An 18302-nucleotide genomic window follows, 5' to 3' on the forward strand; every position below is an offset into this window, starting at 1 on the left:
GGGGCGCTAGTTCGCCGGCGCGCCGGCGGCGATCCAATCGCGTACCTTCGCGACGAGCTCGGGCCGCGCGAGCGTGAGCGAGTTGTACGGCATGTGTGCGACCGTGTTGCCGTCGTCGTCGGTGGGCTCGCACTGCGACAGCAGGCGGAACAGATAGCTGCCCTCGGGATCGCCGGGGGCCACCAGAGGCAGCGCCGTCTTGGCCTGCACCGCGTGATCGAGCAGCGTCGTGTGCAGATCGGCCGCGCGCAGGTCGAGCCCGGCGGCGGCCGCCGCACCGCCGTGGCACGACGAGAACACGCAGCTCGACTCGAACAGCGTCGCCGACACGCTCGTCAGGGTGGCGGGCTCGTGCGCGACGGTGTCGGCGGGCAGATCGACGCACACCGGCGCGGGCGGCAGGTCGGCATCGCCGGGGGACGACGGCGGCACGTACAGCGGCGCGGCGATCTCCTCGGCCGTGGGCATTGCCTGCGAGGTGTTCTTGGGCAGGCCGATCGCCGCGCACGCGCCTTGGTTCATCACCACGCCGTCCTGCTCACCGACGATCTCGCCGGACTGCACGGAGGCGTCCATCAGCACCGCCGAGTCGGCCAGCCCCAACATCACGCACATCTCCTGGTCGCCGATGCCCCAGCCGATGTCCTTGTCGCGCCAGTTGTCGTAGCCGCAGGTGAAGCGAAAGCCCTGCGCGCCGGTGAGATCGATGGGCGGGTCGAAGCTCTTGCCGTTGCTGCTGGCGTCGAAGCCATCGAGCTGGAACACCTGCTCGCCGTCCCGCGGCCCGCCGATGATGGACAGGTCGAAGTAGTCGCCGAGGTAGTGGTAGTGCGGCGTGACGTAGTAGAGCTTCAGGTCGAGCGGCATGCCGACCTGGTCCTGGTAGAGCGCCGAGAAGTCGCAGTCGCCGCCGAAGCGGGCCTGGCGACCGGCGGGGATGTCGAGATCGTAGTAGGTCAGGCGAAACGGCGCCGCGACCACGCGCACGTCCTTGGGGTGCACGAGCTCGAAGGTCATCCGCAGCTCGGTGCTGTACGGCGCATCCGCGAGGTTGAGGAAGTGCCCACCGGCGACGACCTTGTGATGCGGCGGGATCTTGACGACGACCCCGTCGGGCAGCCGCTGCTCGTCGACCCGCGACTGCGTCGACTGGGCGAACAGCACCGTGCCCGAGACCGCTGCCTCGATCTCGGCGAACCCGCGCGACTGACACTCGAAGTAGCCGTCCTCGCCGGGGAAGCTGTCCTCGGGTACCACGAACCAGTTCGAGTGGTGCGAACCGCCATCGTTGGTGAGCCGCACGGTCTGCACATAGAGCGGCTGCTCGTTGCCGATGGTCCATTGCAGACACGGCTGGGTCTCCTCGTGCGGCGCCAGCTCGAGCACGCCGAAGCTGTGGACCACCTCGTTCTCGGCGTGGCCGTGCGCGCCGTCGTCCGAGCTCGATGCGCCGGTGTCGGTGCTCGCCGCCGCGCCGCAGCCGGCCGCCAAGCCCACGCCGAGCGACAGCAACGAACGTCGTACACGGCGGTTCAGAGGCACGCGGAAGAGACGCTGCATGTCGCTCGGCATGATAGCGCCTCGCGCCCGGCAGCGCGCTGGCGACGGCGGTGACGACGATGCGATTTGCCAATCGCCGGGCGCAACGGGCATCGTGGCGTGGATGCAGGTGCACACGTGGTCGGTGTCGGTGCGGCGTCTCCCTGGTGCGCATGCGCTCGGCGGTCTCGTCGCCGCCGCGATCGCCTGCGGGGGCACCACCGCGAGCGACCCGAGCGGTCCGGCATCGACCACGACCGCGGCCACCAACACCGGCACTGCGACCGCCGGCAGTGGCGACGCCTCGAGCGGCGGCGTCGACAGCTCGGGCTCCGGCGGCGAGCTGCCACCGCCCTCGCGCTGGATGGTCACCGCCGACTTCCTCGCCGGCACGCTCACGCGGATCGACTACGACGCGGTCGCGGCCGGTGCCCGCGAGCCCGCGGACATCGTGCGCGGCACCATCGATCTGAGCGCCTACGCGCCCGGACCGATCGAGGTGGAGATCGCACCCGATGGCCACACCGCCCTGGTCGCCATCTCGCCGGGGTTCTTCGACGGCATCGTCGGGCAGACGCTCGGCTTCACCGACCTGCCGCTCGAGGGCGCGGCCTTGGTGGTCGATCTCGACACCGGCGAGGTCGTCGCCGAGCTGGCGACCGCCCACGTGCCGCTGGGCTTCGCGTTCGCGCCCGACGGCGCGCTCGCGTACTCGGCCAACTACGGCCACAGCGGCGCTCCAGGCTCGACGCTGTCGGTGATCGACATGGCGACGCTGGCCGTCGTCGATGACATCGAGGTCGGCGTCGGGCCCGAGCAGGTCGCGATCGACCACAGCGGCGCGCTCGGCATCCTCAACGTCGTCAGCAGTCGCAGCGTGAGGGTGTTCCAGACCAGCGATCCCGCCGGCACGATGTCACCCCCACTCGAGGTCTCCGACGACCCCTCGGGCGTCACGTTCGTGCCGGGTACCGACCTCGCCGTGGTCGCGAACTCGCTGACGCCGTCGAACTGGGCCGTGATCGACGTCGGTGATCCCGCGGCGCCGGTCGTGCGGGATCAAGGCGACGCACCCGGCGGCTTCCCCTACGGCGTCACGCAGATCCCCGGCACGCAGCACGTGCTGCTGACGCTGGCCAACGACGCGACTGCGTTCGTGCGCATCGATGTCGGTGCCGACCCCTCGACGGTGGTGTGGACGACCGCGTTCGCGGGGCTGCGATCATTCCCCCTCGGCGTCGCGGTCGACGTCGACAGCGGGCTGGCGTTCTCCGGCGCCGGCGGAGGCGACGCGTTGCTGGTGATCCCGCTCGACGGCAGCGCGGGCACCAGCGTGCCGTGGCCGAGCCCGGGCCCGACCTACGTCGCGATCGGGCCCCCGCGCGACGGCTGATCAGCCGATCATCGGCCGCTTGCGCCCGGCCGCCGGTCGATCCATAGTTCGGTCGTTGCCGAAATACCGAAGCAACATCCCATGCCCCTCGATGCCGTCTACAAGGCCTTGGCCGACCCGACCCGCCGCCGCATCCTCGCGTTGCTCCGCGAGCGGGACATGACCGCCGGCGAGCTCGCCGATGCGTTCGAGCTGTCGAAGCCGACGCTGTCGGGCCACTTCTCGGTGCTGAAGGCCGCCGGCCTGATCGACGGCGAGAAGCAGGGCACCAGCATCACCTACCGCCTGCAGATCTCGGTGCTCGAGGAGGCCTTGCTCGGTCTCATGAACAGCCTCGACATCGGCATGCGGCCACGCGGCCGCACCACCCGCGCACGCAAGGTCGCACCATGAGCCGTAGCTCACTGTTTCCCGCGTTGATCATCGTCGGGATCATGGCGTTGGCCTCGCTCTGGGGCGCGGCCGTGCTCCCCGACGACGTGCGCATCCCGATCCACTTCGACCTGCAGCTCCGCGCCGACCGGTGGGTCGGCAAGACCGCCGGCCTGCTGCTCGCGCCCGGCGTGGCGCTGGCGGTGGTGGGGGTGATGATGTTGGCGCCGCGCATCGACCCCCGCGGCGCCAACCTGCGACGCTCCCAGCACGCCGTCGACGTCTCGTCGCTCGCGATCACCAGCCTGTTCGCGATGCTGCACCTGTCCGTGCTCGGCCACGTCGCCGGGCTCTCGTCGTCTCCCGCACAGGTGCTACCGCTGGTGCTCTCGGTGTTCCTCGTCGCGGTCGGCAACGTCATGGGCAAGCTCGCCAGCAACCACGTCATCGGTGTGCGCACGCGTTGGACCCTCGCCGACGAGCAGGTATGGCGATCCACCCAGCGCTTCACCGGGCGAGCGTTCGTCGCGGTCGGGCTCGTCGGGCTCGCGACCACCTTCCTGACCGACGCACGCCGTGGCGGCGTGGTCGTGACCGCCGGCATGCTGATCGCCGCAGCAGCCGGTGTACTCGCCTCGTATCTCTCGTGGCGCCGGCGCCACGTCACCCCCGCACGAAAGTGACCCCCATGCCACGCATCGTCCTCGCGGCCCTCGCATCCCTGGCCGCGTCCATCCCCGCCTGCACCGATCGACCGCCGACGGTCGCACCGACCACCGCGACCGCGGGCGCGACCACGCCGGCCACGACGGCTCCGCCGGCGGCGACGACGGAGCCGCTCGAGATGCACCTGCAGGGCGCCATCGTGGTGATGGGTCAGCGGCTGCCCTTCGCGGTATGGCTGCACCGCGAGGGCGACGGGGCCAAGGGCCTGCTGCAGATCCCCGCCCAGGGAGCCCGCGATCTCGCGTTGTCGGACATCGTGATCGACGACGAGCACCTCGCATTCGCCATGACGGCCATCAACGCCGCCTGGAACGTGACGATCGACGACGAAGGCGACCTCGACGCGTGTTCGTTCACCCAGGGCGGGCACACCTTCGAGTGCGAGCTCGCGCCGGTGACGGAGGCGGCGTACGTCGCGTTCTCCAAGCCGGCTCGGCCGCAGACCCCGAAGGCGCCCTTCCCCTACGACGCCATCGACGTGCGCGTGCCCAACCCCGCCGCCGGCATCGAGCTCGCGGGCACGCTGACGGTGCCCGCCGGCGACGGCCCCTTCCCCGCGGTCGTGCTCGCGACCGGCTCGGGCGCCCAGGACCGCGACGAGACCCTCTTCGATCACAAGCCGTTCCTGGTCATCGCCGACCACTTCGCACGCCACGGCATCGCGACGCTGCGGCTCGACGATCGCGGCGTCGGTGGCTCGGGTGGCGATCCCAAGGTCGCGACCACCGACGACTTCGTCGGCGACGCACTCGCAGCGGTCGAGTTCGTGCGCACCCAGGCCCGCATCGATCCCAAGCGGGTCGGCGTGGCCGGCCACAGCGAGGGCGGCATCATCGCGCCGGTCGCCGCCGCACGCGATCCGAAGATCGCGTTCGTCATCATGATCGCAGGTCCGGGCGTACCCGGCAGCGAGGTGCTCACACGGCAGGTCGAGCGACTGCTGCGCGCCGGCGGCAAGTCGGACGCCGAGGTTCGCCACGCGGTCGAGCAAGAGCGCAAGATCCTCGCGGTGGTCGCCCGCGAGATGGACGCGACCCGCCAGCGCGAGGAGCTGCGCACCTTGATGGCGAGCGAGCCCGGCATCGACCCGAAGATGGTCGACGCCCAGGTGGAGGGACTGATGACGCCGTGGTTTCGTCACTTCATCCGCTTCGATCCTCGGCCGGACCTGCGCAAGGTCCGGGTGCCGCTGCTGGCGCTCTCGGGCACGCTCGATCTGCAGGTCGACACCGACCAGAACCTGCCGGAGATCGGCAAGACCCTGAAGAAGGCCGGCAACCGCAAGGTCGAGCTGGTGCGCCTCGAGGGCCTCAACCACCTCATGCAGCACGCCAAGACCGGCGAGCTCGCGGAGTACGGCACGATCGAAGAGACCGTCGCGCCCGAGGTGCTCGAGCGCATGACGGCGTTCATCACGGCGCAACGCGGCCGCTGAAGCTCGGCGGCAGCGCCAAGCACCACCGTCGCTCGCGATCGCGAGATTTCCCGTGCGCGCATGGGCGCTTCTCGCTAAGAGTGATCCCTGCGCCCCTTGTTGCATTGGTCGTCGTACTGCGTCGCGTGGTCGCTCGCGGCCGCACCCGAGCCCGAGCCGTTTCGGTTCGAGGCGCCGCCGTCGTCCGAGCCGAGTCCGGCCCCCGCGCCGGTCGCCAGCTGGACGACCGCCGATCACCCGCGGGCGTCGACGCCGGCGACGCCCTTCGGCACCACGCCGCGGCCGAAGCCGCACCGCGAGCCCGATCCCCGCACCACCCGGATCGTTCGCCTCGACCTGATGGCCGGCCCGCTGTGGCGCCCCCGGCAGCTCGACGCGGCGCTGCTGACGAGCGTCGAGATCGGTGCCATGCGTGGCATCTCCGGCGTGTTCGCGACCGGCCTGCTGGTCGATCCGCGACGCACCCCGGTCGCCGCCCTCGACGCGCCGATCGGCGGCGGTGCGCTCTACCGCGGCCGTCTGGCCCGGGCGCCGGTCTTCCTGAGCATCGGTCTCACCGCGGGCCTGCTGGTCCACCGCGCGAAGACAGAACGTGGGCTCCACCACGCAGTCGATCCCGACCTGCGCGTGCCCATCCGCTTCGCGTGGACGATCGCGAAGCTCGGCGTCAGTGTCGCGCTCGAGCAGGGCTTCAGCTTCCGTGATCGCGACTACTCGCGACGCGGACAGGTCGTGTGGGCCAAGGGCGCCTATCGCATCGGCTTCGCGATCGGGCTACACTGGGATCGGGTCGCGGGCCGGGCGCGGATCACCCTGCCTCGACGACGGATGAGGAGTTCGTGATGCATTCGGCGACGTGGCGTGGACTGGGGTTGGCGGTGTTCGGTTCGGTGCTGGGCGGCTGTCACGATCACATCGATCTCGATCCGCTCGACGACCGCGCGCCGATCGAGGCGCGCTCGCGCCCGGCACCGATCATCGGCGGCACGATGGTGTTGATCGGTGAGCTCGCGGTCGCGGCGGACCCCGACCGCGATCGCGTGCACCTGGTCGACCTCGGGCAGGGTGTCGCACGCGAGGGCATCACGCTGACCGCCGGCGACCAGCCCGGCCGCGTGGTGGCGGGCGGCAGCGGCCTCGCCCACGTGGTGCTGCGTGGCGCAGGGGCCATCGCGACGCTGGACCTCGCGCAGGGCAAAGTGCTCCGACGCGTGCCGGTGTGCGCCGATCCGCGCGGCCTCGCCTACGACGCCGAGGCGGCATCGTTGCATGTCGCGTGTGCCGACGGCACCGTCGTCGAGCTCGCCGAGGACGACGGCGCCGAGCTCGATCGCGAGCTGTTCGAGCCCGATCTCCGCGACGTCGTCCTCGTCGATGGACGACGCCACCTCTCGCGCTTCCGCGACGCGAGCCTCCAGGCCCCGGAGGGCGCGCGCATCGGGCCCGCGGGCGACTTCGACGCCAGCGATCGCCAGAGCCACGTCGCGTGGCGCACCTGGGCGCTCCCGGACGGCACGATCGCGATGCTGCACCAGCGGCAGTCCGCCAACGCGATCGACCTGGTGAGCCACGACGCGGGTGGCGACGAGGCCGACGGCGGCGGCGAGGGTGACGGTCCCTCGTACGGCGGCGGCGGCGGCGGCTTCTCGTGCGGGGCAGGCCTGTCGGTGGCGGCGTTGAGCTTCTTCGACGTGCGCAGCGACCCCCCGGTCCTGCTGAGCAGCGAGGACCTCGGCAACGCCCGGCTGACGGTCGACGTCGCGACGAACGCCGACCACTCGCGCTGGGCCTTGGCGATGCCGGGCGCGAAAGAAGGCGAACCGACGGTGATGGTGCTCGACACCGGCGAGCGGCCCTGCCTGCTCGACGACGCGCCGAAGCAGCCACTGCTGGCTGCCGGTCAGATCACCTCGGTGGCCTTCCTCGACGCCGACACGCTGATCATGCAGAGCCGCGAGCCGGCGCAGCTCGCCGTGCTCGACGCCGGCGTGCTGTCGATCATCCCGCTACCCGGCGAGTCGGCGTACGACACCGGGCACGAGATCTTCCACCGCGCCACCGACTCGCAGCTGAGCTGCGCCTCGTGTCACCCCGAGGGCACCGACGACGGTCACGTGTGGTCGTTCGTGCAGCTCGGGCCCCGCCGCACGCAGTCGCTCGACATCGACCTCGCGAGCTCCGCGCCCTACCACTGGAGCGGCGACATGCGTGACCTCGACATGATCATGGGCGAGGTGCTCGCGCACCGCATGGGTGGCATGCGCCAGAGCCCCGAACGGCGCGACTCGTTCGCGCAGTGGTTGTTCGCGCAGCGGCATGCACCGGCAGACAACGGCGCCGACCCGCGCGAGCTGGTCGATGCCGGCAAGGCCGCGTTCTCGCGCTACGCCTGCGACAGCTGCCACACCGGGCCGGAACTCGGTGGCAGCCGCTCCGACCGCTTCCGCGGCGAGCTGCTGCAGGTGCCGAGCCTGCACCGCGTGGCGCTGCGCCCCCCCTACATGCACGACGCGCGCGCGCTGACCCTCGAGGACGCGGTCCGCGACATGCTGGACGGCACCGGCCACGCCGATGCGCCCCAGGACGACGTGGGCGCGTTGGCTGCGTTCCTGCGCACCCGCTGACGGAGCCGTGCGCGACAGCCGATGATCGTCGTCACGGGCAGCAAGCGCGCGGGCACGTCGGCGTGGATGCAGGTGCTCACGGCGGCGGGCCTGCCGTGGATCGGTGAGCGCTTCCCGCTCGACAGCGCTCGCACGCTGCGCGCGGCGAACCCCGAGGGCTTCTTCGAGTCGGAGCTCGTCGCCGGCATCTACCACGCGACCAATCCGCACCCCGTCAGCGGGGCCTACCTCGCGCCGGAGGCGACCCGTCGCCACGTGGTGAAGGTCTTCGCGCCCGGGCTCGTGCGCACCGACGTCGCCTTCCTCGATCACGTGGTCGCGACCGTCCGCGACTGGCGCGCGAGCGTGATCTCGACGCGCCGACTGCAGCGGCTGTTGGGCACGCGCGCGGGCGATGCACTGGCACCCGCGCTGCAGTGGTGGTGCGACCTGCATGGCCTGATCCGCGACCTCGCGATCCGCGGCTACGCCGTCCACGTGGTCGGCTTCGGCGCGCTGCGACGCGATCCGGAGCGGGTCGTCACGGAGACCCTGCGCTGGCTGGGTGTCGAAGGCCCGCTCGACGCGGCCGTGGCGGCCGTGAAGCCCGAGCTGGCGGGCACGCAGGTCGACGCGCCGGACGGGGAGTTGTTGGGTGCCGCGTGCCGCGGCCTCGCGCCCGAGATCGTCGCCACGTTCGACGCGCTGTACGACGCCATCGACCGCGGGCACGCGCTCGATGCCAGCTTCGTCGCCCACCTCGGCGAGACCGACGCGATGTTGCGGCCGCTCATCCGCGAGCAGCACGCCGCGGCCGAGGCCGCCGCGCTGGCCGACATGCTGGCGAGGCGATGATATGGTTGCATCGATGACGTCCGCCCCTTCGCTGTCGCTGCGGTTGCGTGCACGCGTGTCGACGGCGGGCGAGCCCGACATCGCGGCGTTCTGCGGTCGCCCGCGCGCCGCCGAGCCATGCGTGGTGATACGGCCCGCGGACGCGGCCGGGCCCGCCAGCGTGTCGCTGTTCGTGGCCACGGTCGCAGCGTCGATCCCCGCGCCCGATCGCGCCCCCGCGCCGCCGCCCATCGACGCCTGGCACGTGCGCGCGCACGTCCACGGTCATCTCGCGCACGTGCAGCTGCACGGCGGCGGGCGTCGCGTCGCCCGTCGCCGCCGCGCGCCGTGGCTCGTCGCTGCGTGCCTGCCGTTGTCGCTGGCGGCCGAGGCCATCGCGGCCCCAGCAGCCGGCGTGCAGCGACCCAAGCTGCCCGCGTCACCGACGCTGCCCGAGGCGAGCGAAGCGGCGGCGACCCCGACGGTGCCGACGACGGACGCGGCCATCGCTTCCGACGCGCCGAGCGATGTGCCCGCGGACGGCGAGGATCCGGTCGGCGTCGCCGAGGCCCCGACCGACGCGACACCGGTGCCCGCGCCAGCGCCGGCGTCGAGCGTGGTCGATGCAGCCTGGGAGGGCGTCGACGGCTTCGACGTCGACGTGCAGCTCGTCGGTGGCGGTCGCAAGCGCGGCATCGTCGGCGCGGTGCAGCATGAGACCTTCACGCTGATCGAGCACGACACCGGCGAGGTCTTCGTGATGCGCAAGGACGCGATCGCGGGCCTGCGCGTGCACCGGCCCAAGCCCGTGCCCACCGCCACCGGCGGCGGACTGATCGCAGGCGGCGTCGTGCTCGATGTTCTCGGCGCGCCGCTGTTCATCTCCGGCGTCGTGTTGCTGGGCGTGTGCCCATCGTGCGTCGGGCTCTACCTACCGCTGACCATCGTCGGGGCCGCCTCGCTCGGCGCTGGCATCCCGATCACCATCCGCGGTGCCCGCCAGCGACGCAAGTACCTCCGTGCGATGCAGGAACACGGCCTGGCGTTCGGCGTCGCACCGACGCGCGAGGGCTGGTCCGCCGGACTGCGCGTTCGCTTCTGACCAGCCGCGAGCTGCCGCTGCACCAGCGGTGCGACTAGTACCTCGACACAGGGATTGTGATGGGCCATAGCACCGCCCTGACCGCGCCTCGCTGCGTTGCCGCACCTTGAGGCACTAGACCCAGTCGAGCACGCGGCGAACACCGGGGATCTGCTGCACCGCATTGCAGACCCGCGTGACGACCTCGGGGTCGACCGCGTCGTCTGCAGCTGCGCCGATGACGGCCACGCCATCACGCACCGTCGCCCGCAGGCCCCGGCCCTCGATGTTGCCCACCGAGCACAGGGTCTCGTCGACGCTGGCCTGCAGCGCCTCGTCGTCGACGTCGGGGTGATCGACGATCACGCCGAGGTCGATCACGCCCGTGATGCCGGGCACCGCAGCGACGATGCGCGAGAGCCGGCTGCGCGCCCACGCCGATGGCACCGCACCGCGCAGCACGGCGACACCACCATGCACGCGCACGTCGACCTTGTCGGCGAGCACGCGGTCGCCCTGGAGACGGGCATGGATCGCGGCCCGCAGTGCGTCGGTCGCATCGGGCTCGTCGGCCGTCTCGAGCGGCAACGCCAGCAGCTCGGGCAGGAACCGTCGCAGCAGCCCCGCGTCCTCCGGCCACTGCAGGACCGCGGTGGCACCGAAGTCGTGCAGGCGTCGGGCGTCGGAGTCGGAGAGATCGCCGCGCTCGACCACGAACAGCAGCGGCACGCGGCGACCACCTGCGTGGCCGTGCACGCGTCGACAGACCTCTCGCGCGGCGGTCGGCGCATCCGTGAGCGCGACCATCAGCGCCAAGGTGGAGGGTCGTACGCGCGCGAGTGCATCGTCGAAGGACGCCAGTCGTACGGCGCGCCCGCCATCGGCACCGAGTGCCGTGACGATCGAGTCGCCCAGGGCCGACGGGGCCACCACCACGATCTCGCGGAGGTCAGTCCCGTCGGCCGGCGTCGCAGGCCGTCGAGGTGGGGTGTCGGGGTCGGACATGCGGCCTCGCGCGGCGAGCTTCTCGGATGGTTACCGACGACTTCGACTACGCGGCCTGCGACACGTTGGACAGCGAGGTCGCGCCGGCCTGACGCAGGGCGTCGCGGATGTGGCCGGCGTCGTCCTCGTCGCGCGGGGTCACGGCCAGCAGCACGCCGCCGCGGGTCACCCGCTCGCTGATCGCCTTGGCCTCGTGCTCGGGGATGCCCATGCCGACGAGTCCGCCGACCAGGCTACCGCCCGCCGCACCCGCACCGGCACCGGCGAGCGCAGCGATCACGGGGCCCGCCGCGACCAAGCCGACGCCCGGCGCGACGATGATGCCGATGGCGACCAGTGTGCCCGCGAGCGCGCCGAGCAACCCGCCGACGACGCCGCCGCCGACGGCTCCCTGCGCGGCCTTGTTGGTCTCGACGACCTTGAAGTGCTCGCCGGTGGCGTTCTCGGCCACCAGCAAGCTGACGTCCTTGGGCGCGACGCCGATGTGCTCGAGGGCGAGCACCGCGTTCTGTGCGTCGAGGGTGGTGGTGAACATGGCAACGATGGTCTTCATGGGTTCCTCCAGTCAGGGATGCGCTCGCGACGGGGTGAGTGGGCCTCGAGCATCCGCACTGCGGGCTCGGCGGGCCTTCGATCACTCACCCCGTCGGCGGGCGACTAGCGGCGGACGAGGCCGACGATGAGAGAGATGACGGCACCGATGAGGAACACGAACATCACGATCTTGGCGATGCCCGCGACACCCGCGGCGAGGCCACCGAATCCGAACACGGCGGCGATGAGAGCGATGACGAAGAGAGCGATGGCGGCTTGCAGCATGGGTTTGATTCCTCGCTGCCCTGCCATTCCAAGGCGCGTGCCAACCCGCGCCACGGGGTCATGCGCAGCAATGCCCATGGGTCGCGCGTGCCTTCGTCGCGGCCGCCCGCGGGCCCGCGTGCGGATCGGCCACGATCGTGCGCTCCGAGCACGCACGGTCGGGCGGAGCGCTCGCGTTCAGCCGATGCGGCCCGCGGCGGCCTCTTCGATCAACACGCCGAGGCGATCGCAGGCGCGGTCGAGCACGTCCATCGCCGGGCCGAACGAGAAGCGCACGTAGCGATGGAACCTCGACGGGCGCGCGCGACGATGCCCGGGGTTCACGTCGAAGAATGCGCCCGGCACCACGATCACCTTTTGTGTCAGCGCCTGCTCGAACAGCGACATGCCATCGGCCAACGGTGGCGGCAGACCGGACACGTCGCCCCATGCGTAGAACGTGCCCTCGGGCTCGCGGTCGAGCCGCACGCCGAGCTGGCGGAGCCGCGCGACGAAGCGCCGCCGCTTCTCGCGGAAGCTCGTCGCGATCGCCCGGGTCTCGGCCTCGACGTGCTCGGGGGTCAGCAACGCCAGCGCGGCCCGCTGCAGCGGACGGGTGCCGCCACCGTCGAGGAACGAGCCCGCGCTGGTGACCGCCTCGACCACCCGCTTGGGCCCCACCGTCCACGCCACCCGCCAGCCCGGGTAGCGCCAGTTCTTGGTGAGGCCATCGAACAGCACCACCGGGTCGCGGTCGACGTCTTCGACGTAGCGGGCGGCGCTCTCCACCGGCAGCTCGCCGCCGAAGCGATCGATCCACACGTAGTGCGAGTAGAACTCGTCGAGCAGCAGGGTGCAGTCGAGCTCGCGCCCCAGCGCGACCACGCGGCCGAGGTCGTCACCGCCGATGAGCTTGCCGGTGGGGTTGCAGGGGTTGCTGGCCAGCAGCGCGGAGAGCCCGCGCCCGAGCACCTCGCGACGCAGGTCGGCGATGTCGATCGCGTAGCCACGTTCGGGCTCGAGCAGGATCGGGATCGCCGAGAAGCCGCGAAAGATGTCGAGCAGCTCTTCGTAGGCGGTGTAGTCGGGCAGGAAGTGCCCGAGGTTCACGCCGCCCAGGCTCGCCAGCGCGCGCGTGAGCGCGACCCGCCCACCGCCACTGATGCACACGTTCTCGGCCGAGTACTGCGAGCGCAGGCCTCGGCGATAGATGCGGTTGTACATCTGCGCGACCGCGTCGCGCAGCTCCCAGACCCCGCCGACCGGGGCGTAGTCGTGCTCGCTGGGATCGATCGCGACCTGCAGCACCCGCGCCGGTGCGCCCGGCAGATCGCCGGTCTCGGGCTGCCCTTGGCCGAGGTTGCACCACTCGGGATCGGTCGCGTCGTAGCCGCGACGCGTGGCCTCGGTGGTCACGAAGATGACGCCGGTGCGGGGCACCGCGCGCACGGCCGTCATGGAGGGCTCGCTCACCGGCGCGAAGCTAGCAGCCCGCGGCGACCACTCGCAATGTCGTCGGCGTGCGTCGAACGATCGTCGATGCGGCGAGCTACGGCAGCCACCGCCACTGCACCAGCTCGTCGGCCCGCAGCGGCACCAGCTCGTCGTCACCCAGGCGGTAGCTCGCGGGCACCCGCCAGGGCTCGCGCACCAGGGTGACGCGGCTCGTGGCCACCGGCAGCCGGTAGAACGCGGGCCCGAAGCGCGACGCGAAGTCGGGCAGGCGCGGCAGCGCTCCGGCGGCGTCGAAGGCCTCGGCGTAGAGCTCGAGCGCGGCGTGGGCCGTGAACACGCCGGCGCAGCCGCACGGTGCCTGCTTGGCGCCGCGACCGTGCGGCGCGCTGTCGGTGCCGAGGAAGAACTTCGGCGAGCCCGAGGTCGCCGCGCGCACCAGCGCCTCGCGGTGGTGCGCGCGCTTGAGCACCGGCAGGCAGTACATGTGCGGACGCAGGCCGCCCTTGAACATCGCGTTGCGGTCGAACAGGAGGTGATGAGCGGTGATGGTCGCCGCCACGTGGGCCGGCGCGGCCTCGACGAAGGCCACCGCCTCCGCGGTGCTGACGTGCTCGAGCACGATCGGCAGCGTGGGGTGGCGATCGATCACCCGCGCCAGCGTCTCGCGCACGAACACGGCCTCGCGATCGAACACGTCGACCTGCGGATCGATGCTCTCGCCATGGACCAGCAGCGGCAACCCCACGGCTGCCATTGCGCGCAGCACCTCGTCGCACGCCAGCACGTCGCGCACGCCGGCGTCGGCGTTGGTCGTGGCCCCCGCGGGGTAGAGCTTGATCGCATGCACGAAGGGGTCGGCCGCGGCCGCGTCGATCTCGGCGGTGGTGGTGGCCGCGGTGAGATAGAGCGTCATCAGCGGCTCGAAGTCGGATCCCGGCGGGCGCGCCGCGAGGATGCGCTCGCGGTACGCCCGCGCACCCGCGACCGCGGTGACCGGCGGCCGCAGGTTGGGCATCACGATCGCGCGGCCGAACCGGGCGCTGTGCCGCACGAGCTCCGGCAGCACGTCACCATCGCGCAGGTGCAGGTGCCAGTCGTCGGGGCGCGGCAGCTCGATGCGATCCATGTCGAGCGAGATCTACCCGCACTCGGGGCACTGCGTCTGCCCGCAATCGACCAGGGCCTGGGCGGACGCGCTGCTGCCACAGCTGGACGCGCAATTGTCGAGCACGTCCCCCGCGACCAGGCACTCGCGCACGCACACGCACGCGGCGTCGGTATCGCAGAGCTCGAACTCCGCGCAGCACGAGGCCTTCGTGCAGGTGATGCAGGCGTTGTCTTGGGCGTCCGGATCGCAGGCCGATGCACCGCCGTCGCTGCCGGACGAGCCCCCACCCGGGTCGCCGCTGCTCGAGCCGGCGTCGCTGGTGCCGACGTCGGTGCCGGCAGCGACCGTGTCGGTGCCGGTGCCCGACGCGCCGCCCGTGCTGCTCGCATCGGTGGTGCTGGCGGCATCGGTGGTGGTGCCCGCGTCGGTGCTGGTGCCCGCCACGTCGGTGGTGCTGGCAGGGTCCGTGGTGCTGGCGACGTCGGTCGTGCTGACGGGGTCGGTGGTGCTGGCCGTGTCGGTGCTGCTCGAGCCGACCGTCGAGCCGCCGCTGCTCGAGCCCTCGGCGCCACCGCTGCTACCACTGCTGCCGCCGCTGCTGCTGCCGCCGCTGCTGCTGCCGTCGGTGCCCGTGCTCGAGCCACCTTCGCTGCCGCTGCCGCTGCTCGAGCCCTCGGTCGCGCCCGCGGTGCCGCTGCTGTCCGTCGCCGCGTGGGTGCTGCCCTCGCTCGAGCCGCTGCTCGCGGCGGAGCCGGTCGTGCCCGTGGTCGCGGTGCCCTCCTGCGAGTCCACCGTGGTCGAGGCGGTGCTGGGCTCGCCCGTGGTGGTGCCCTGCGTGCCGCCGTCGCCGATGGTCGGATCGGTGACGACGCCGGTGGTCGGCACCCCCGTGCTGTCGAAGTTGCAGGCCGCGAGCATCGCGACGACCACCGCGGTCGACAGCGAGCCGCGACGGCGAAGCGCCGCGCGTGGAACGATCATGGACAAGTGGAGCACTCCTCGATCGAGCCAGACGGCCGCGCCCCCGCGCGGTCGCACCGACCCCAGCAACGCCTGGGAGTATGCCGGCCTGGCCCGACCGACGCCAAGCCTCATCCCACCGGCGGCGGCGGCGGAGGCGGTGCGTCGTGGCACACCCCGATCTCGAGGATGATGTAGAGGAGGATCAGCTCCTGCGGCGTGAGCCCGGCGTGGGCACCTTCGTCGGTGTGGTAGGTGCTGAACATCAGACGGCCGCAGCCGTAGTCGGCGCTGATCGTCATCGGCCGCGCGTCCCCGACCGGCGAGCACGCGTGACACACGCCCTCGACCCACGAGTGATGCCCGACGTCGACGTCGTTGCCCATGTCGTCCTGCGTGATCACCGGCGGGATGGCGTCGATGCCCGACCAGTTGTCGACCAGCTCGACCTGCGGCAACGACAACAGGTTGGGATGACCTCCACCGATGTCCTTGAGCGCGGGCGGGAGCGCCTGCAGCCACGCGAGCAGCTCCGGATCGAGCACGGTGCCGGTGGTGTCGTAGTAGTCGAGGTCGGGATCGAAGTCCTGCCCGTTCAGCGTCTGGTAGTTCGGGAACGTCTGGTAGATGTACTCGTTGGCCCAGTCCGTGACGTAGAACTTGCCGCCCTCGGCGACCCACTGGCGGATGTTGAGCGCGCGCAGCTCCGACAAGAAGCCCATGCCGACCTGCGACATGCACGGGATGAAGATGATGTGGTAGCGACGCATCGCCTCGAGGTCGTCGAGCAGCGCGCCACCGTCGGGCTGGGTGAGCAGGTCGAAGTTCTGCGAGCCGTTCACCAGCGCGCCGCTGCCGTCGACGCTGCCCATGCCGATCTTGGCGAGGATGTTGAAGATGCTGTCGTTGAAGGTGTTGACGACCGCGACGCGCGGGATCCACATGCCGGCGTCCGGGTTCCACTCGCCCGGTAGGCTCGAGTTGGTCGGCGCCACGTCGTTGTCGCCCTCGGCGATCTCGAGATCGGTGACGCGGAGGAACTCGCCCTTCTGCACGATCAGCTTCTGCCCGGAGCCCGCCGCGGCCGGCAGCTCGAACGATCCGTCGGGGTTGGTCAGCACGAAGTTGGCGTCGCAGGGGACGCCGACGCACTCGGCACAGTAGACGCCGTCGGGGACCGGCTCGGGGTCCTGGCTCGACACGTAGACCAGCGCGCCGCTGATCGGGATCTGCAGGTTCGGCGCGTAGACGGTGCCGTGCAGGGTCGCGTTGGTCGGCGCCGGCACACAGTCGCCGCTGCCCTCGGCCTGACCGCCGCTGCCGTCGGCGCCACCGAGGTCGAGCTTGGCGTCGGTGTCGATGCCTTCGTCGCTGCCCCCGAGGCTACTGGCCACCGACGTCAGCGAGAGCCCAGAGGTCTGCTGCTCGGGCTGGCGCCCATCCTCGCCACAACCGACCAGTAGCACCGACGCGAACCCCAGGGACGTTGCAAGAAGTCTCATGATTGCAGCCTCGCCATCATACCCGCGTTCGGGCCCGCGTTCGGGCCCGCGTTCGGGTGACCGGTGCGGTCGCCCTACCGAAGGGTGACCCAGCCCCCCGGCAAAGTTCCCGCACGCGCCGGGGAACCTTGGCGCGCCCACTTCCGAGACAATCGCCCGTGCCGATGGTGAAGCCGCTCTCGACGCAGGCCGCGCCTGCGCCCGATGCCAGCGTGCTCGCGGCCGCGCGTCGGGCAGAGCCGTGGGCGCAGCGTCAGATCGTGCTGCACCTGCAGGCACCGGTCCATCGACTGATGTGGCGGATGCTGGGCTCGGCCGGACGCAGCGAGCTCGCGCAGGACCTCACCCAGGACGCACTGCTGCGGATCGTCCGCGCGTTGCCCGGCTTTCGCGACGACGGCGAGGCCAAGTTCCGCACCTGGGCGCTGACCATCGCCACGCGCTGTGCGATCGACGAGCTGCGTCGACGGCCGCTGCCCACGGTCGCGATGATGTCGTCGGCGGCGAGCGACGCGGTGCTGCCGGACCTCGCGATCGAGCGCGCCGCGATCGGCGGCGCGATCGCGGCCGCGATCGACGAACTCGCCCCCGAGATCCGCGCGACCTTCGTGCTGCGCGCCTACCACGACATGGACTACCGCGACATCGCCGAGGCGCTCGAGATCGATCTCGGCACCGTGAAGTCGCGGCTGTGGCGGGCTCGCGCCGCGCTGCAGCGTCGACTCGAAGGACTTCGCCATGGCTGAACCGACCCACGACGACGAGCTGCCCCCGCGGCATCTCCTGGAGGCCCTGACCGTGCCCACACTCCCCGGCGACTTCACCGATCGCGTGATGGATCGGCTGCATCCCCCACGTGCACAGACCCCCGCGCCGACGGCATCACGGTTGCCGTGGGCGATCGCGGCGGTATCGATGGCGATCGCCGCCACTGCGGTCGCGAGCCTGGTGATGATGCGACCGCGGGAACCGAGCGAGGCCCCCGCCTCGCCCAGTGCGATCGCGCCGAGCACGGGAGCACCACCGACGGAGCCACGGGCCGACGCGCCCGCGCCCGCGGTCGTTGCCGCAGCGGCGCCGGTGAGCGGCCACGTCGTGCTCACGCTGGAGCCCCAGGATGCACAGGTCCGCCTCGACGGTGCGCTGCGCGATGGCACCTCGCCGGTGGTGCTCACCAACCTCCCGCTCGGGCCCCATACGGTGCAGGTGGAGCGCGTCGGCTTCGAGCCGTGGACGCAGCGCATCGACATCCCCGACGACGTGCTGCAGCTGTCGGTGAAGCTGGTGCCGATCCCGGCCGCGCCCGCGCTCGACATCGGGGCGTTCGTGCCGCCACCGCCCCGTCGCGCCAAGCGGCCGGTGGTCTCGGGCACAGGCGCGTCCGATCTCAAGGACCCCTTCGGCGTTCCCGCACCCAGCCGCGGCGCAGCGCCGTCGGACACGATCGACTTGAAGAACCCCTACGCGACGGACTGAGGGGCCCACGGCGCG

At 71.7% G+C, this 18302-nt stretch carries 18 protein-coding genes; 10 read left to right on the forward strand and 8 right to left on the reverse strand.

Annotated elements, in window-relative coordinates; all coding sequences use genetic code 11:
* Positions 1–6: 6 nt before the first annotated feature.
* Positions 7–1560, reverse strand: coding sequence for a hypothetical protein (locus IPH07_19275; protein ID MBK6919544.1), 1554 nt, complete (start codon positions 1558–1560; stop codon positions 7–9).
* Positions 1561–1663: 103 nt separating this feature from the next.
* On the opposite strand from IPH07_19275, the gene IPH07_19280 reads away from it, so the two are divergent.
* From IPH07_19280 to IPH07_19315, 8 genes are all read left to right on the forward strand, one after another.
* Positions 1664–2932, forward strand: a complete 1269-nt coding sequence (locus IPH07_19280) for a hypothetical protein (protein ID MBK6919545.1) — start codon at positions 1664–1666, stop codon at positions 2930–2932.
* 81 nt (positions 2933–3013) lie between these two features.
* Positions 3014–3325 carry a winged helix-turn-helix transcriptional regulator gene (locus tag IPH07_19285; GenBank protein ID MBK6919546.1) on the forward strand — a complete coding sequence of 104 codons (312 nt, stop codon included), beginning with the start codon at positions 3014–3016 and terminating at the stop codon, positions 3323–3325.
* The gene (locus tag IPH07_19290; protein MBK6919547.1) at positions 3322–3987 is read left to right on the forward strand and encodes an SdpI family protein; all 666 of its coding nucleotides are present in this window, start codon (positions 3322–3324) and stop codon (positions 3985–3987) included. Before IPH07_19285 ends, IPH07_19290 begins: the two co-directional genes overlap by 4 nt.
* Positions 3988–3992: 5 nt before the next feature.
* Positions 3993–5465, forward strand: a complete 1473-nt coding sequence (locus IPH07_19295) for an alpha/beta fold hydrolase (protein ID MBK6919548.1) — start codon at positions 3993–3995, stop codon at positions 5463–5465.
* Positions 5466–5561: 96 nt separating this feature from the next.
* Positions 5562–6308: a hypothetical protein gene (locus tag IPH07_19300; protein ID MBK6919549.1), complete on the forward strand. Its 747-nt coding sequence runs from the start codon at positions 5562–5564 to the stop codon at positions 6306–6308.
* Entirely contained in the window at positions 6308–8089 is a 1782-nt protein-coding gene (locus IPH07_19305) for a hypothetical protein (protein ID MBK6919550.1), read from the forward strand. The genes IPH07_19300 and IPH07_19305 overlap by 1 nt, the downstream gene beginning before the upstream one ends.
* A 21-nt stretch (positions 8090–8110) precedes the next feature.
* Positions 8111–8923: a hypothetical protein gene (locus IPH07_19310; protein MBK6919551.1), complete on the forward strand. Its 813-nt coding sequence runs from the start codon at positions 8111–8113 to the stop codon at positions 8921–8923.
* Positions 8924–8936: 13 nt separating this feature from the next.
* Positions 8937–10004, forward strand: a complete 1068-nt coding sequence (locus tag IPH07_19315) for a hypothetical protein (GenBank protein MBK6919552.1) — start codon at positions 8937–8939, stop codon at positions 10002–10004.
* A gap of 114 nt (positions 10005–10118) precedes the next feature.
* Here the strand turns inward: IPH07_19315 and IPH07_19320 are convergent, their stop codons facing one another.
* The 7 genes from IPH07_19320 to IPH07_19350 form a co-directional block, all read right to left on the reverse strand.
* Positions 10119–10988 carry a BON domain-containing protein gene (locus IPH07_19320; GenBank protein ID MBK6919553.1) on the reverse strand — a complete coding sequence of 290 codons (870 nt, stop codon included), beginning with the start codon at positions 10986–10988 and terminating at the stop codon, positions 10119–10121.
* Positions 10989–11034: 46 nt separating this feature from the next.
* Positions 11035–11541 carry a hypothetical protein gene (locus IPH07_19325; protein ID MBK6919554.1) on the reverse strand — a complete coding sequence of 169 codons (507 nt, stop codon included), beginning with the start codon at positions 11539–11541 and terminating at the stop codon, positions 11035–11037.
* 104 nt (positions 11542–11645) lie between these two features.
* Positions 11646–11807, reverse strand: coding sequence for a DUF1328 domain-containing protein (locus IPH07_19330; GenBank protein MBK6919555.1), 162 nt, complete (start codon positions 11805–11807; stop codon positions 11646–11648).
* Between the two features lie 177 nt (positions 11808–11984).
* Positions 11985–13244, reverse strand: coding sequence for a pyridoxal phosphate-dependent aminotransferase (locus tag IPH07_19335; GenBank protein ID MBK6919556.1), 1260 nt, complete (start codon positions 13242–13244; stop codon positions 11985–11987).
* 91 nt (positions 13245–13335) lie between these two features.
* A complete protein-coding gene (pyrC, locus tag IPH07_19340; GenBank protein MBK6919557.1) occupies positions 13336–14367 on the reverse strand; it encodes a dihydroorotase in 1032 nt (343 codons plus the stop codon).
* A gap of 12 nt (positions 14368–14379) precedes the next feature.
* Positions 14380–15330, reverse strand: a complete 951-nt coding sequence (locus IPH07_19345) for a hypothetical protein (GenBank protein MBK6919558.1) — start codon at positions 15328–15330, stop codon at positions 14380–14382.
* A 110-nt stretch (positions 15331–15440) separates the two neighbouring features.
* Complete coding sequence (locus IPH07_19350; GenBank protein ID MBK6919559.1) at positions 15441–16712, reverse strand: hypothetical protein; 1272 nt, start codon at positions 16710–16712, stop codon at positions 15441–15443.
* A gap of 263 nt (positions 16713–16975) precedes the next feature.
* Between IPH07_19350 and IPH07_19355 the strand changes: the two genes are divergently transcribed.
* A complete protein-coding gene (locus IPH07_19355; protein MBK6919560.1) occupies positions 16976–17557 on the forward strand; it encodes a sigma-70 family RNA polymerase sigma factor in 582 nt (193 codons plus the stop codon).
* The gene (locus tag IPH07_19360; GenBank protein MBK6919561.1) at positions 17550–18287 is read left to right on the forward strand and encodes a PEGA domain-containing protein; all 738 of its coding nucleotides are present in this window, start codon (positions 17550–17552) and stop codon (positions 18285–18287) included. Before IPH07_19355 ends, IPH07_19360 begins: the two co-directional genes overlap by 8 nt.
* Positions 18288–18302 lie beyond the last annotated feature (15 nt).

It is taken from the genome of Deltaproteobacteria bacterium, assembly GCA_016709225.1.
Classification (GTDB): Bacteria; Myxococcota_A; Polyangia; order Nannocystales; family Nannocystaceae; genus Xiheibacterium; species Xiheibacterium phototrophicum.